This is a genomic window from Mycobacterium sp. pUA109 (genome assembly GCF_041287095.1).
Classification (GTDB): domain Bacteria; phylum Actinomycetota; class Actinomycetes; order Mycobacteriales; family Mycobacteriaceae; genus Mycobacterium.
In genome coordinates, this window is sequence record NZ_JBGGKS010000002.1 from 112,726 (window position 1) to 129,829 (window position 17,104).

General features: G+C 71.3%; 7 protein-coding genes. All 7 read left to right on the top strand.

The features are described from left to right. The first annotated feature begins 36 nt into the window (after positions 1-36). The 7 genes from ACAG26_RS02770 to ACAG26_RS02800 all read left to right on the top strand — a co-directional run bounded on the left by ACAG26_RS02770 (position 37) and on the right by ACAG26_RS02800 (position 17,099). Complete coding sequence (locus tag ACAG26_RS02770; protein ID WP_370479097.1) at positions 37-801, top strand: hypothetical protein; 765 nt, start codon at positions 37-39, stop codon at positions 799-801. Positions 802-884: 83 nt separating this feature from the next. Continuing rightward, entirely contained in the window at positions 885-1,751 is an 867-nt protein-coding gene (locus ACAG26_RS02775; protein ID WP_370479100.1) for an NYN domain-containing protein, read from the top strand. Then, entirely contained in the window at positions 1,748-2,707 is a 960-nt protein-coding gene (locus ACAG26_RS02780) for a DUF1028 domain-containing protein (protein ID WP_370479102.1), read from the top strand. Before ACAG26_RS02775 ends, ACAG26_RS02780 begins: the two co-directional genes overlap by 4 nt. A gap of 15 nt (positions 2,708-2,722) precedes the next feature. Then, a complete protein-coding gene (locus ACAG26_RS02785) occupies positions 2,723-3,766 on the top strand; it encodes an ABC transporter permease (RefSeq protein WP_370479610.1) in 1,044 nt (347 codons plus the stop codon). Positions 3,767-3,769: 3 nt separating this feature from the next. Next, entirely contained in the window at positions 3,770-4,741 is a 972-nt protein-coding gene (locus ACAG26_RS02790; RefSeq protein ID WP_370479105.1) for an ATP-binding cassette domain-containing protein, read from the top strand. 20 nt (positions 4,742-4,761) lie between these two features. Beyond that, the gene (locus ACAG26_RS02795; protein WP_370479106.1) at positions 4,762-11,829 is read left to right on the top strand and encodes an SDR family NAD(P)-dependent oxidoreductase; all 7,068 of its coding nucleotides are present in this window, start codon (positions 4,762-4,764) and stop codon (positions 11,827-11,829) included. Then, positions 11,826-17,099, top strand: a complete 5,274-nt coding sequence (locus ACAG26_RS02800) for an amino acid adenylation domain-containing protein (RefSeq protein ID WP_370479108.1) — start codon at positions 11,826-11,828, stop codon at positions 17,097-17,099. Before ACAG26_RS02795 ends, ACAG26_RS02800 begins: the two co-directional genes overlap by 4 nt. Positions 17,100-17,104 lie beyond the last annotated feature (5 nt).

Genomic DNA, 17,104 nt, shown 5'->3' on the forward strand with positions numbered 1-17,104 from the left:
GCGACAACGGCGTCGACGCGTGCCACCCTGGACAGCGTGGGCAAGGACCCGGAGCGGTACATTGTCGACTTCTCCGACGACGACGGAGCGGCCGAATACCGGCAGCGCATCGAGCGTGCCCGGGCCGTGGCGCGGCAGCGGTACCACGACTACCTGGCCGCCACATTCGACCGGCACGGCGACCACGACCCCCGCGCGCTCGCCGACGTCGCTTTGGATGCGCTCACCGGGTGGCGTGACATCAATAACGGCCAGCGGTGCATGTGCGCATGCCATCCCCGGCTGCCCGAGAGCGACTTCCATGACTACGGATTCGGATGCACGTGTGGTCAAACCACTCAGGAGCGTCGGCGCGCATGGGAGAAGTGGTTCAGCCGCCGCGACGCGTTTTGGCAATCACCCGAAGGACAGCGGATCGCGGCGGCCGAGCGGGCCGCCGAAGCCGAGCTTCAGGCGTGGCTAGCGGCGCAGGACGGTGTCACGGTGGACAGCCACGGCGGCCTGGCGCCCGAACAGTGGCACGGGGAAGTCGACGGGCACGCCTTCTACTTCCGTGAACGCGGCGGGGAGTGGCGCATCGAACTCGATGAAGGCGACGTCGTCGCCCACGGCACCACCGATATAGACGGCTACGGCGGGTCACCCCTCGAGCGGGCGCAGTTCATCGTGGACACGATCCGGATCCATCTCAGCCAGACGACCTGCACCCTGCACACCGAGAATCTTTCCGCACTCGAAGCGTTGCTCGGCCACGACGTTCGCTGGTGCCCGGCGTGCGGCACCCGGCTGCCTGGGCGCTGACGAGTTCGGTTGACCGGTAGCGCGAAGACGCCGATCTGCAGGACCCGCGCCCGCCACCGGCCCGCATCCCCCACACTGGGGGCATGGACACCGGCGATACCCGGGTGGCGGTCTACCTCGACTTCGACAACATCGTCATCTCGCGCTACGACCAGGTCAACGGCCGCAACTCGTTTCAGCGGGACAAGGCCAAGGGCCTGGCCAAACACGCCGAGAAGGTGGCCCGGGCCACCGTCGACGTCGGCGCGATCATCGACTTCGCGTCCTCGTTCGGGACCTTGGTGCTCACCCGCGCCTACGCGGACTGGTCGGCCGACGTCAACACCGGTTACCGCGAACAGCTGGTGGGGCGCGCGGTCGACCTGGTGCAGCTGTTCCCGGCGGCGGCCTACGGCAAGAACGGCGCCGACATCCGGCTGGCCGTCGACGCCGTCGAGGACATGTTCCGGCTGCCGGATCTGACCCATGTGGTGATCGTGGCCGGCGACTCCGACTACATCCCGCTGGCGCAGCGCTGCAAGCGGCTGGGCCGCTACGTGGTCGGCATCGGGGTGGCCGGGTCGACCAGCCGGGCGCTGGCGGCGGCCTGCGACGACTTCGTCAACTACGACGCGGTGCCCGGGGTGCCGGCCGTCGAACCCGCGCCCGCCGTCGACGACGCCGAACCCAAGAAACGCACCCGCGCCAAGGCCGAACCCGAGGAGCCGCCGACCCCGGACCCGCAGGCCGCCGCCACCGGGTTGTTGACCCGGGCGCTGCAGATCGGCCTGGAAAAAGACGACGTGGAGTGGCTGCACAACTCGGCGGTCAAGGCGCAGATGAAGCGGATGGACCCGTCGTTCAGCGAAAAATCGTTGGGGTTCAGGTCGTTCAGCGATTTTCTGCGGTCCCGCTCGGATCTGGTGGAGCTCGACGAGAGTTCGACCACCCGGATGGTGCGGCTGCGATGACGTACTCGCTGCTGGCCCGCGACCCCGAGACCGGCGCCCTCGGCGTGGCCACCCAATCGCACTACCTGGCGGTCGGGGCGATGGTGACGTGGGGCGAAGCCGGTGTGGGAGTGGTGGCGACCCAGGCGATTACCGACCGTTCCTACGGCCCGCGGGGATTGAACCTGATGCGGCAAGGCATCCCGGCCGACGAGGCGCTGGCCCGGCTGCTGGCGGCCGACCCGGACCGCGAGCTCCGCCAGATCGGCTACCTCGACGCGGCCGGCGGACTCGGGCTGCACACCGGGACGCGCTGTGTGGCCGCGGCCGGGATGGCCAGCAACGGTCATGTCGCGGTGCTGGGCAACATCCTGGCCGACGATGCGGTGCTCGACGCGGCGCTGCTCGGGTTTCAGGAGGCCGGCGGCGATCTCGCGGCCCGGCTGCTGGCCGGGCTGCGCAGCGCCGAACACGCCGGCGGCGACCTGCGCGGCCAGCAGTCGGCCGCGTTGCTGGTCGTCGACCGGCAACGCACCGATGACCCGTGGAACGGGGTGCTGCGCGACCTGCGGGTCGACGACCACCCCGACCCGATCGGCGAATTGGCGCGCATCCTGGCGCTGCACGGCGCGTTCGACGAGCTGTCGCGGGTGGCGTTCGAACCGGCCGGGCCGGTGCTCGGCCGGCGCGGCTCGGACACGGAGTTCGCCGACGCCGCGGCCCGCCTGGCCGACGTCGCCGCCGTGCTGGGCCCCAACCCCGAGGCGACGTTCTGGTCGGCGGTGCTGCACGCCCGCTGGGGCCGGCTCGACGACGCCCGACACCTGCTCGCCGAGGCCAGCCGCCACAACCCCCGGCTGCTGAAACTGATCGGGCCGCTGGTCGACGCCGGTGTCCTGACCCCGCAGGACGCTGCGGGTGTGTGCCCCGTCTCGGCGGCCCCTGCGGCGACGGGAAAACGCGGCAAGCTGCGTTAACATCCGGGCGTGCGCATGTTGATCACCGCGTTGCGGGACCTGCAGTGGCGGCGGCGGCGCTTCGCCGTTGCCGCCGTCGGTACCGCGATGGTGTTCGGCCTGACCCTGATCCTGACCGGGCTGACCCACGGGTTCCGGGTGGAAGCCGAGCGGGTGGTCGACTCGCTGGGTATCGACAACTACGTCATCCCGGACGGCGCGATGGGCCCGTTCATGGGGTCGTCGCGGTTCCCGCAGTCCGAAACGAAGGCGGTGGAACGGCTTTCCGGTGTCGAGTCGGCCATCCCGGTGGTTTACGGCAACATCATCTTGCAGGACGATCAGGCACCGCAAAACGTCAATGTCTACGGGGTGGCCACGCCCGGCATGCCGTCGCTGAGCTCCGGGCGGGCGCCGTCGAACCCCGACGAGGTGGCCATGTCCACCACGCTGGGGCGCGCGGTGGGCGATGAGGTCAAGATCGGGACAGCGAAGCTGCGGATCGTGGGGCTGGTCGACAAGTCGACCACCCTCGCGGGCCAAGCCAACGCGTTTGTGACGGTCGCGGGGGCGCAGCGGTTGATGTTTTCCGGGCAGCCGGTGGTTTCGGCGATCGGTGTGCGCGGCACCCCCACGCAGGTCCCGGACGGTTACCGCCTGGTGGACCGCCAGGCTACCGTCGACGACATGGTGCGCCCGCTGCACGGTGCGCAACTGGCCCTGTCGTACGTATCGATGCTGCTGTGGGGGGTTGCGGCCCTGATCGTGGGATCCCTGATCTACCTGTCCGCGCTGGAGCGCACCCGGGATTTCGCGGTGTTCAAGGCGCTTGGGGTCACCACCGGGGTGGTGCTGGCCGGGCTCGCGCTGCAGGCGGTGCTGGTCGCGGTGGCCGCGGCCCTGCTCGGCGGGCTGCTGGCGGTGCTGCTGGGACCGCTGTTCCCGATGCTGGTGGCGGTGACCGCCGCGGCGTTGGGCTTACTGCTGGTGACCGCGGTGCTGATCGGCCTGTTAGCCAGCTTGGCGGGGCTGCGGCACGCGGTGGCCGTCGACCCGGTGCTGGCGTTCGGGGGGCGCTGATCCGTGGGCGATTTGCGGGTCACCGACCTCGTCATCGAGTACGCCGCCGCCGGCGGCGAGGCGGTGCGCCCGATCAACCACCTGAACCTGAACATCGACGCCGGATCACTGGTGGTCGTGCTGGGCCCCAGCGGATGCGGCAAGACCACGTTGCTGTCGTGTATCGGCGGCATCCTCAGCCCCTCGGCCGGCAACATCAGATTCGGATCGATCGAGGTGACCGCGTTGAGTCGCCGCGAGCTGACCGACTACCGGCGCCGCAGCGTGGGCATCATCTTTCAGGCGTTCAACCTGGTGGCGAGCCTGACCGCGTTGGAAAACGTGATGGTGCCGCTGTGGGCGGCCGGCTGGACGCGGTGGGAGGCGCAACGCCGCGCCGGGGAGTTGCTGACCCGCGTAGGCCTCGGTGACCGCCTGACGCACCGGCCCGGTCAGCTCAGCGGCGGCCAACAGCAGCGGGTGGCGGTGGCCCGCGCGCTCGCCCTGGACCCGCCGCTGATCTTGGCCGACGAACCCACCGCGCAACTCGACGTGGCCCGAGCCGACGAAGTGATGCAGCTGCTGCGGCGGTTGGCCACCGGCGACCGCGTTGTGATGGTCGCCACCCACGACACCCGGATCCTGCCCCTGGCCGACGTGGTCATCCAGCTTGCATCGGCTTCTGCCCGCACATATCGTGAGCCGGAGCCCGTCCGCCTAACCCGCGGCGCGGTGCTGCTGGAGCAGGGCAGCATCGAGGATCTGGTCTATATCGTCGCCGACGGCGAAGTGGACATCGTTCCTGAATCCACCGGTGACGCAGAACACGGCTTGCTGAGAATCGGCGCCCCCGGCGCCTACGCCGGCGAGCTCGGGCCGGTGTTCCGGATACCGCGCGGGGCTTCGGTGCATCCCCGGACCGAAGCGACGGTCGTCGGCTACACGGTGGAAGCCTTCCGCAAACAATTCGGGCACCCACCGGGCGTTAACCCCTAAACCAACACACCGAGACACCAATGAATCTTGAGATGCCCGACCAGGACGGCTCGGCCCGACGCACGCTGGTGGATCTGCTGCAGCAGCAGTCCGCCCGCTACCGGGACAAGGTCGCCTTCGGCTTCTCGTGCGACGGTGACGAACACCACACCGGTCAGTTGACCTTCCGGGAGCTCGACGCCGCCGCCCGGCGCATCGCGTCCGGCTTGTCCCGGCAGGGCGCCGCGGGCAACCGTGTCCTGCTGTTATGCCCACCGGGCCTGGATTTCATCGCCGGCATGTTCGGGTGTTTGTACGCCGGGGCCATTGCCGTCCCGGTGCATCCGCCGATGCGTGAGCATCTGGTGCCGCGGGTGGCGTCGATCGTGGCCGATCTGCAACCCGACTTCGCGCTGACCACCGCGGCGGTGCACGCCCGAATCGGCGCCACGGTGGATGATTTGGCCGGCGGGCGTCCGTTGCGCTGGTGTGTGCTGGACGCGGCCGACGGCGACGAGCGTACGTGGGTTCGGCCCGACGTCGACGCCGACACCGTGGCCATGGTGCAGTACACCTCGGGCTCGACCAGCGCCCCCAAGGGCGTGGTGCTCAGCCACGGCAACCTGATGCACAACCTGGAGACCATCCGTCAGGCGTGGAACGGCGACGACGACGCGGTCGGGGTGTTTTGGTTGCCGCCGTTTCATGACATGGGGCTGATCGGCAGCATCTTTGAATCCCTGTATGTCGCGGCCACCTCGTATCTGATGCCGCCGACGGCGTTCATCAAACGCCCGATGCGGTGGCTGGAAGCCATCTCCCGGCATCGCGGCACCATCACCGCCGCACCGAATTTCGCCTACGACATGTGCGTGGAGCTCAGCAGCCCCGAACAGCGGGCGGCGCTGGATTTGTCCAGCCTGTCGACGGCCATGTGCGGGGCCGAGCCGGTGCAGACCGCCACGCTGCGGAGCTTCGCCGACGCCTTCGCGCCGGCCGGGTTCCGGCCCCAGGCCTTTCATCCGGTGTACGGGCTGGCGGAGGCGACGCTGCTGGTTTCCGGCGGCTCGGATTTACCCACGCCGCGGGTTGAACACCTGGATCGCGCGGCGCTGCGCGACAACCGGGTGCTGCAGGCCGACGCCGACGTGGCGGACGCGGCGACGTTGGTGGGCTGCGGTAAGCCGCGGGGCGGCCAGCAGGTGATCATCGTGGACCCGGAGACCCGCCGGGAATGCCCAGCGGACCGGATCGGCGAGATCTGGGTGAGCGGGCCCAGCGCCGCACGGGGCTATTGGGGCAGCCCCGAGCAGTCCGCCGAGACGTTCGCCGCGACAACCGATACCGGCGCGGGTCCGTTTCTGCGCACCGGGGATTTGGGGTTTGTGCGCTCGGGGGAATTGTTCGTCACCGGCCGCTGCAAAGACCTCATCATCATCCGGGGCAGCAACCACTACCCCAACGACATCGAGCTCACCGTGCAGGACTGTCACCCGGCGCTGCTGCGCGGGCGCGGCGCGGTGTTCGCGACCACCCCGGAATCCGGTGGCGCCGAACGGCTCACCGTTGTGCAGGAAATCGACACCGGCCGGGTCGGTGCGGCCGAGTTGGCCGAGATCACCCAAGCGATCCGGGCCGCGGTCACCGCACGCCACGAGATCCGGCCCGACGCCGTGCTGCTCACCGAGCCGTTGCGGCTGCCCACCACCTCCAGCGGCAAGATTCAGCGCAGCGCCTGCCGGCAGCAGTTCAGCGACGGCGAGCTGGCCGTGGTCACCGCGTGGCAGGCGTCCGCCCCGCCGCCCCCGCCCGCCGCGCCGGGCCCACCGGCCGCAGCCGATCGGCCGAGCGCCGCGCAGATCGCCGACTGGTTGACCGCACACCTGGCCGGTGCCCTCGCAGTGCCGACCGCCGAGATCGATTCGTCGCGTCCGTTCGCCTACTACGGGCTGGATTCCGTGCACGCCGTGCGGCTCACGACCGCGTTGGAGGCCTGGTTGGGTGGGGAGCTTTCCCCGACGCTGGCCTACGACTATCCCAGCATCGACGCACTGGCAGCGCATTTGGCTCAGGGGCACCCGCCCGCCGAGAACGTTTCCGCCGATAAGCGGGTGCCCGACGAGCCGATCGCGATCGTCGGGATCGGCTGTCGCTTCCCGTGTGCTCATGGGCCGCAGGAGTTTTGGCGGCTGCTGTCCGGCGGCGTCGACGCGGTCGCCGACATCCCGGCGGATCGGTGGGATGTTGAGGCGTTCTACGACCCGGACCCGACGGCGCCGGGCACCGCGGTGACCCGCAAGGGCGGATTCTTGTCCGGGGTGGACCAGTTCGACCACGACTTCTTCGGGATCACCCCGCGCGAGGCGGCGCACATGGATCCCCAACAGCGGCTGCTGCTCGAAACTGCCTGGGAGGCACTCGAAGACGGCGGGCAGGTGCCGCGGCGGCTGGCCGGCAGCCGCACCGGCGTGTTCGTCGGCATCTCCACCAACGACTACGGCGCGCCGCGGATGGCTCAACCGCAGCTGGTCGACGCCTACACCGGCACCGGGAATGCGTTGAGCATCAGCGCCAATCGGGTGTCGTATGTGTTCGACTTGCACGGGCCCAGCATGGCGGTCGACACCGCGTGTTCGTCGTCGCTGGTGGCCGTCGACCTGGCCTGCCGCAGCCTGCGCGACGGCGAGTGCACGATGGCCCTGGCCGCCGGGGTGAACGTGATGCTGTCCCCGGCGCTGATGATCAACTTCACCAAGGCGCAGGTGATGGCTTCCGACGGGCGCTGCAAAACCTTTGACGCCGACGCCGACGGCTATGTCCGCGGTGAGGGGGCCGGGGTGGTGGTGCTCAAACCGCTCAGCGCGGCGTTGGCCGATAACGACCGGATCTATGCGGTGATCCGTGGCACCGCCACCAACTCCGACGGGCGCACCAACGGGCTGATGGCCCCCAGCGGGCGCGCCCAGGAAGCCGTGCTGGCCGAGGCCTACCGTCGCGCGGGCCTGTCCCCCGGCGCCGTGCACTACGTCGAGGCGCACGGCACCGGAACCGCGCTCGGGGACGCGATCGAGGCCAAAGCCCTGGGCGCGGTGCTCGCCGACGGGCGCCCGCCGGGCAGCCGCTGCCTGATCGGGTCGGTCAAAACCAACATCGGTCACCTGGAGGCGGCCGCCGGCATCGCCGGGCTGATCAAAACGGCGCTGGCTCTGCGGCACCGACACATCCCGCCCAGCCTGAACTTCACCACCCCCAACCCGCACATCCCGTTCGGCGCGTTGGCGCTGGACGTGGCGCACACGCTGACCCCGTGGCCCGACACCGGGGCCCGGGCGGTGGCCGGGGTCAGCGCGTTCGGCTTCGGCGGCACCAACGCGCACGCGGTGCTGACCGAGGCCCCGCACGTGCGCGATACCGCGCCCGACGCCGCAACCGGTCGCGTTGAGCTGCTGCCGATTTCGGCGCGCACCCCCGAGGCGCTGGAGGCGTTGGTCGGCGACTACGAGCTGGCGCTGATGACCGGAACCCCGCTGCGCGATCTGTGCTACACCGCCGGTGCGCGCCGCGACCACCACGAGCACCGGGTGTGCGTGGTCGGCGAGTCGCCCGCCGCGCTGTTCGAGGCGCTGGCCGGCTACCGGCAAGACCAGCCGCGGCCCGGGCTGTCGCGGGGACGCTGCCAACCCGGGCACGCCCCGTCGGTGATCTTCGTGTTCTCCGGGCAGGGTTCACAGTGGCTCGGCATGGGCCGGCGGCTGCAGCAGGAAGAACCGGTGTTCCGGGACGCCCTGGCCGCCTGCGATGCCGCCCTGACCCCGCACCTGGGCGCCTTGACCGCCGGACACGACGGTTCCGGGCTCACCGGCATCGACCGGATCCAGCCGGCGATCTTCGCCATCCAGGTGGCGCTGGCCGCGCTGTGGCGTTCGTGGGGGGTGCAGCCGGCCACGGTGATCGGGCACAGCATGGGCGAAGTCGCCGCCGCCCACGTCGCCGGGGCGCTGAGCCTCGACGACGCCGCCCGGGTGATCTGCGCCCGCGGGGCGCTGTTGCACCGGATGCGCGGTGCCGGCGCGATGATGGTGGCCGAGGTCAGCGTCGCCGACGCCCAGCAGCTCATCGCCGGCCGGGAGCCCCAGGTCGCGATCGCCGCGAGCAACAGCTGCCGCTCCACGGTGCTGTCCGGGGATCGCGCCGTGTTGGCCGAGTTGATGACCGTACTGCAGCAGCGGGACCGGTTCTGCCGCTTCATCGATGTCGATGCGGCCTCCCACCACCCGCAGCTGCAGGCGCTGGCCGGCGAGCTGCGCGACAGGCTCGCCGGGCTGCAACCGAGCGCGCCCCGGGTGCCGTTCTACTCCGCGGTGACCGGCGACGCGTTGGGCCAGCGGCTGCTCGACGCCGACTACTGGGTCGCGAATCTGTGTGCACCGGTGCGTTTTTCCCCGGCGATGCGCCACCTGCTCAACGACGGGCGAGACACCTTCGTCGAGATCAGCCCGCACCCCATCCTGGTGACCGCGGCGAGGGAGGACGCCGAGGAGCTGGGCCGGCCGGCCACCGTGCTGGCGTCGATGCGCCGCGACGACGACGGGCGCGCCACCGCGCTGGCCTCGCTGGCCGCCCTGTACACGCGGGGCCTGCCGGTGGCCTGGGAGCGGCTCTACCCCGACGGCGGGCGCTGCATCCCCGCGCCGACCTACCGGTGGCAGCGCAGCCGGTCCTGGCTGGACGCCGCGCCGATCACCGCCGCGGCCGACGGCTCCGACGCCGTGGTGTGGCGGGGTCCGCTGCGCTCGGCGGTGCACCCGGGCACGGTGCTGGCCGAGGTCGACCTGGGCACCGAGCCGCTGGCGAAACCGGCCGAGGAGCTGCTGACCGAGCTGGCGTTGACCGGGGCCGCAAAGGTTTTCGGTCCAGAACCGCGCGCGCTGCGCGAGCTCAGCGTGCACCGGCCGCTGGGGCCGGCGCCGGCCACCGTGCAGCTGGTCTGGCACGACCGCCGGTCCTTCGAGTGCTACCGCGCCGAATCCGACGGGTCGTGGACGCTGTTGGCCGGCGGCAGGCTCGATGCCGGCGCCGCCCGAGCGCTGCCGGCGCGCCTGCGCGACACCCTGCACCAGCTGCGCTGGCAGCCGACCTCCATCCCCGCCGACGGTGACACGCCCAACCACGCCCGCACACCCGGGACCTGGCTGCTGTTCAGCGACGGGGGGTCCGCCGCGGACACCCTGCGCGATCACCTCGAATCGCAGGCGCAGTCCTGCGTGGTGATCGAGGCCGACGTCGGCCTCGACCGGCTGCAACGCCTCGGCCCGGACACCTACCGGCTCAACCCGACCCGGCCCGAACATTTTCACCAGCTGCTGACCGACGCCGTCGGGCACGACCGGGCGCCGTGCCGCGGGGTGGTGCACCTGTGGAGCCTGCTGGCCGCGGCGCCGGACACCATCGACGCTGCGGCGCTGGAGGCCGCCACCAGCCTGGGGTCGCTGAGTGTGCTGCACCTGGTGCAGGCGGTGACGACCGCCGGCTGGCCAGACCCGCCGCGGCTGTGGCTGGTGACCCGCGGGGCCCAACACCTCGACACCGACACCGCGCCGGTATCCGTTGCGCAGGCACCGGTGTGGGGCCTGGCCCGCAGCATCAACCACGAGCACCCCGAGCTGCGCTGCGCCCGGGTCGACCTGTCGGTGGGCGGTGGCCCCGAAGAACTGCGCGCGCTGTTCTGCGAGCTTCGCGCCGATGGCCCCGAGACCGACGTGGCGCTGCGCGGCTACCGCCGCTACGTCGCGCGACTGACCCGCGACGACGCCACCCCACCCAGCGACCGCGTCGAGATCCGCGCGGACGGCAGCTATCTGATCACCGGTGGGCTCGGCGCGCTGGGGCTGCAGCTGGCCGGGTGGCTGGTCGAACATGGGGCGCGGCATCTGGTTTTGATGGGGCGCAGCGGCGCCTCGGAGTCCGCGCAGGCGACGGTGCAGCAGTTGCGGGCCCACGGCGCCGACGTGCACCTCGTGCGCGGCGATGTCACCCGCGCGCAGGATGTCGCGGCCGCACTGGATCGCATCGCGGCGTCGATGCCGCCGCTGCGCGGGGTGCTGCATGCCGCCGGCACCGTCGACGACGCGCTGGTGGCCTACCTCGACGAGCGGCAGCTGCGGGGCGTGCTGGCACCCAAGGTGAAGGGCGCGTGGCATCTGCATGCGCTGACCCGCGACGCGCCGCTGGACTTTTTCGTGCTGTTTTCCTCGGCGGCGTCGGTGCTGGGTTCCCCGGGTGCGGCCAACTACGGGGCGGCCAACGCGTTTTTGGACGCGCTGGCGTGGCAGCGCCGCACCGAAGGCAAGCCGGCGTTGAGCGTCAACTGGGGGCCGTGGGCCGGGCTCGGGTTTTTCACCCGGTCCGAGCTGCACCGCCACTTCGATCACTACGGGGTGGCCGCCATGGCGGCCGAGGACTGTCTGCGGGTGTTGGCATCGCTGCTGACGTGCCGTGCCGCCCAGGTGGCCGTGCTCGACGTCGACTGGGCGCGGTGGTGCGCGGGACTGGGTTCGGGCACCCCGCCGCTGCTGAGCCAGGTGTACGCCGCCGATGGCGACGCCGCGGCGGGCGGGCCGGGTCGCGGCCTGGCCGAGGCGCTGCACGGCGCGCCGCCCGAGGAGCGCCAACGGCTGCTGGAGTCCTATCTGCGCGAGTTGACCGCCGCCAAACTGGGTGTGGCCCCATCGGCTTTGGACGTTGCGGCACCGCTGGGCGGTCTGGGCGTGGACTCGCTGATCACCTTGGAGCTGCGCATCCAGATCGAACGCGACCTGGGCGTCGTGGTGCCGGTCGCCCGGCTGCTGGATGGGCCCAGCGTGGCCAGTGTTTCCGGCTGGCTGGCCGAGCAGCTCGCCTCCCCCGCGGCCGCGTCACCGAAATCGACACCAGCGCGGGAAAATGCGAGTACCTCGCCCGCTAGCGTCGATCTCGGCGACGTGGCGGGAGGCGAAGTGGCGGGAGGCGCCCACGAGATCGAGCTGCTCGCCACGGTGCCCGAACTTTCCGATGATGCGGTCGATGACCTGCTGCGGCAGGTCATCGCCGGGAACGAGGGAACCCCATGACCGAGAGCCGCATCGACCTCGCCGGGCTGTCCCCGGACAAGAAACGCGAACTGCTCACCCAGCTGCTATTGGCCAAAGCCCAAAAGTCGGCCACCGCGTATCCGCTGTCGCACGGGCAACGCTCGCTGTGGTTCGTGCACCACCTGGACCCGCACAGCGCCGCCTACACCATCGCCTATGCCGGCCGCATCCGCGGCGAGCTGGATGTGGCGGCGCTGCAGCGCGCCGCCCAGGCCTTGGTGGACCGCCACCCGATGCTGCGCACCACCTACACCGAACGCGACGGGCAACCGGTGCAGCTGGTGCACCCGCACTGGCCGGTGCGGGTGGCCTGCCACCGCCTCGACGACGAGGCCGAGCTGCAGCACTGGATCCACACCGAAACCGATCGGCCCTTCGACCTCACCACCGGCCCGCTTTTGCGGTTTACGCTGCTGCAGCGCGGCGCCGACGAGCACGTGCTGCTGCTCGCGGTGCACCACATCGCCGTCGACTTCTGGTCCATCGACGTCATCCTCGACGAGCTGCGGTTGCTGTATGCCGCCGAACACGGCGCCACCCCACCCCCGCCGCCGGCCGAACGCTACGTCGACCACGCCGAGAACCAGGCCCGCCTGCTGGACGGGCCCGACGGGGAACGGCTCTGGGATTACTGGCGCCAACAGTTGGCCGGCGAGCTGCCGGTGCTGGCGTTGCCGACCGACCGGCCCCGCCCGGCGGTGCAGACCTATGCCGGTGCGCTGCACCGCTTCCGCATCGACGCCCAGGTCGCCGCCGGGCTCAAACGGGTCGGCCGGGCCGCCGGCGCCACCCCCTACATGACGCTGCTGGCGGCGTATGCGGTGTTGCTGCAGCGCTACAGCGGCCAAGACGACGTGCTCATCGGTTCCCCGTTCGCGTGCCGGGACCGGGCCGGATTGACCGGTGTGGTGGGCTATCTCGCCAATCCGGTGGCGCTGCGGGTGGACCTGGGCCACGACCCGTCGTTCACCGCGCTGCTGGGCCGGGTCAAAGACACCGTGCTGGGCGCCCTGGCTTACCAGGACTATCCGCTGCCGCTGCTGGTGCAGCGTCTCCAGCCCACCCGGGATGCCGGGCGCACCCCGGTGTTTCAGGTGTCGTTCGCCTGGGAGCAGACCCGCCGCTTTTCCGAGGACGCGACCGCGTTGCCGCTACAGACGCTGCACATCGGGCAGGGCGGCGCCCCGTTCGAAGTGACCATGCAGGTCGGCGAACACGGCGACGGCCTCGAGGCCGCCCTGCAGTACAACACCGACCTGTTCGACGCCGCCACGATCGAGCGGATGGCCGCACACTTCGCGACCCTGCTGGCCGGTATCGCCGCCGACCCAGACCGGCCGCTGTCGCGGCTGCCGCTGCTGACCGCGGCCGAACGCGACCAGCTGCAGGCGTGGAACCGCACCGACGTCGATTACTCCGAGGCCCCGGAGTGCCTGCACGAGATGGTGGCCGCGACCGCGCGCCGCAGCCCCGACGCCGTCGCGGTGACCGGCGCCGGCCAAGACCTCAGCTACGCCGAGCTGGAGCGGCGGGCCAACGGGCTGGCCCACCGGCTGCGGCGGCTGGGGGTGGGCCCCGAGGTGGTGGTGCCGGTGCTGCTGGAGCGCAGCGCGGATCTGGTCGTCGCGCTGCTGGCGGTGCTCAAGGCCGGCGGCGCGTTCCTGCCGCTGGATCCGGCCCAGCCCACCGGGCGGATGGCCGCCATGCTGGCCGACGTGCCCGACGCGCCGGTCTGCCTCACCCACCAGCGGCATCTGGGCCAGGTGCCCACCGGTTTCACCGGTCAGCGGCTGTGCCTGGACCGGCCGTCGACGAACCCGGACCCCGACACGGCCCCCGACGCCGGCGCCACCGCCGACACCCTGGCCTACGTCGTCTACACCTCCGGGTCCACCGGCGCCCCCAAGGGGGCGCTGAACACCCACGCCGGGATCCGCAACCGGCTGCTGTGGATGCAAGACACCTACCGGCTCACCGGTGACGACCGGGTGCTGCACAAGACCCCGATCGGGTTCGATCCGGCGATCTGGGAGATCTTTTGGCCGCTGAGCACCGGCGCGCGGGTGGTGCTGGCCAAACCCGAGGGCCACAAGGACCCCACGTACCTGGTGTCGACGATCGCCGAATACGGCGTCACCACCCTGCATTTCGTGCCGTCGATGCTGCGCCGGTTCCTCGCCGAACCCGGGGCGGCCGCCGCGACCAGCGGGCTGCGCCGAGTGTTCTGCAGCGGCGAGGTGCTGTCCCCGGAGGTGCGCGACGCGTTTTTCGCCGGCTGCGGCGCCGACCTGCACAACCTGTACGGCCCCACCGAGGCCGCCATCGACGTCACCGCATACCGCTGTGCGCGCGGGGATTCCGGTCCGGTGCCGATCGGTCGCCCGATCGCCAACACCCGCATCCACCTGCTCGACGCGCAGCGCCAACCGGTGCCGGTCGGGGTGGTCGGTGAGCTGTTCATCGGCGGGGTCGCGGTGGGGCGCGGCTACCTCAACCGGCCCGAGGCGACCGCGGCCAGCTTCGTCGCCGACCCGTTCACCGCCACCCCCGGCCAACTGCTGTACCGCACCGGCGATTTGGCCCGGTATCGGCCCGACGGCAACATCGAATACCTGGGGCGTCGGGACAATCAGGTGAAAATCCACGGCTTCCGCATCGAACCCGGCGAGGTGGAGGCCGCGCTGGCCCGACACCCCGCGGTCGCCGAGAACGCGGTGGTGGCGGGCGACCGCGCCCTGCTGATCGCCCACCTGGTGATCGCCGACGGCGCCCAGGCGCCGTCGACCGCGGAGTTGCGCCGCTTCCTGCTGGAGTGGCTGCCGGCCGCGATGGTGCCGGCGGTTTTCCACATCACCGAGGCGCTGCCACTGACCGCCAGCGGCAAGGTGGACCGGCGCGCCCTGCGGGACGCCCAGGCCGCGCCGCACCGGCCGCAGCCGACGTTTGTCGCCGCGCGCACCCGCACCGAGCAGGTGCTGGCCGAGATCTGGTGTGCGGTACTGGAGGTGGACCGGGTCGGGGTCGACGACGACTTTTTCGCGCTCGGCGGCGCCTCCAGCCAGGCCCTGGAGGTCGCGCTGCGCGCCAACGACGCCGGGCTGGCCCTGCAACCACAGGCGATGTTCGTCTACGGCACCGTCGCCGCGCTGGCCGCCGAATACGGTCCCATCCCCGACGACCCCACCCCGGGCCCACCCGCACCGACCGCGTCGGCCGACGCCGCCGGCCACGCCCCGGCGCCGGTCACCAGGCCGCGGCCCACCCACAACACGGTGATCGAAAGCCTCGGGGTGTACCTGCCGGAGCGGGCGGTGTCGACCGCGGCGGTGCTGGCCGGATGCGTCAACGAGGTCGGCATCCCACTGGAACGCCTGACCGGCATCAAGCATCGGCGGATGGTCGGCGACGGCGAATACTCCATCGACTTGGCCCGCAACGCCGCCACCGACTGTCTGTCCCGGTCCAGCTACGCCCCGGCCGACATCGACCTGGTGATCGCCTGCAACATTTCCCGCTGCGACGGGCCGGGGCCGGCGTTTTCCTTCGAGCCCAGCACCGCGGCGCGGCTGCGCGCCCAGTGCGGCCTGGACAACGCGGTGTGTTTCGACATCAACAATGCGTGTGCGGGGATGTTCACCGGCATCACCGTGGCCGACGCGTTCCTGCAGGCCGGGCTGGCCCGGTGCGCGCTGGTGGTCAGCGGCGAATACATCAGCCACCTCACCGATACCGCCCAGCACGAGATCGACGGGCCGATGGATCCGCGGCTGGCCTGCCTGACCCTCGGCGACGCCGGCGCGGCGGTGGTGTTGGAGCGCGGAGCCAACGACCGGGTCGGCTTCCACGACATCGATATGGCCACGTTGAGCCGGTACGCCACGCTGTGCGTCGCGAAAGCCACCGACGGCGGGGCCATCATGCTGGCGGACTCGGTCGCGCAGACCGCGATCGCGGTCAAACATTCGGTGCCGTATGTGGCCGCCGTGATGCGCCGGCACGGGTGGCGCCCGGAAACCTGTGATCACCTGGTGCTGCACCAAACCTCGGCGGCCTCCATCAACGACGCCATCACCGCCGTCAACCGGGTGTTCGGTGCGGACGCGATGCACCGCGGCAACACCATCGACAACCTGGCCGAGCGGGGAAACACCGCCACCACAACACATTTCGTGGCGCTGGCCGACCAGATCCGCGGCAACCGGATCAACTCCGGGGACAACGTGGTCTTTGCGATCACCGGCTCCGGGCAGACCGTGGGCACCGCGTTGTACACCTTCGACGACCTGCCCGACCGGATGCGTCGACCGACCAGCACCCGTTCCGGTGGCCGCACCGCCGGTCCCCGCAGGGACATTCCGGCGGCGCCGCGGGTCCGCATCGCCGGCGTCGGGATCGCCCCAGCCGCAGGGTCGGCGCCGCCGAGCTCGGTCCAGCTCGCCGTGCAGGCGGGGGCGGCGTGCCTGGCGCGCAGCGGCCTGGAACCCAGCGCGGTCGGCCTGCTGATCCACGCCGGCATCTACCGCGACGACTTCCTGTCCGAGCCGGCGGTGGCCGCGCTGGTCGCCGGTGAACTCGGCATCAACACCGAGGTGCAATCCCCCGACGCCACCAAGACGCTGGCGTTCGACGTGCTCAACGGCGCGGTCGGCTTCCTCAACGCCTGCCACGTCGCCGCGTCCATGATCGGGGCGGACAAGGCCGGCCACGCACTGGTGCTGGCCTCCGAGATCGAAAACAACACCCCCGAAAGCGGCTATCCGCGGCACGGCATCAGCCAGACCGGCTCGGCGCTGCTGCTTTGCCCCAGCGACGGCGCCGAGGGGTTCGGCCGGTTCGTGTTCGGCCACCACCCCGAATACGCCGGCGCGCTGAGCACCTACACCCAGCAACACCAGGGCCGCACCTGGCTGCGCATCGACCGCGACCCCGACCTGGCGGCCGTCTACCTGGGCTGCCTGCGCTCGGCGGTCAAGGAACTGCTGATCGCCGAGGGACTCGATCCCGCCGACATCGCGCTGGTGTTCCCGCCGCACCTGCCGCGGCCGGCGTTGGCGGACCTGGCCGCCTCGATCGGCATCCCGGAGTCCCGGTTCGTCGCCCTCGAGTCCGCCACCGACCCGTTCACGTCGTCGCTGCCGTACGGCCTTGAGCAGGCCCGCCGGCGCGGGCTGACCCGCCCGGGTGACATCGCGCTGATCCTCACCGTCGGCTCCGGGGTCGAGGTGGGCTGCGCCACCTACCGGTTCTGATGGCG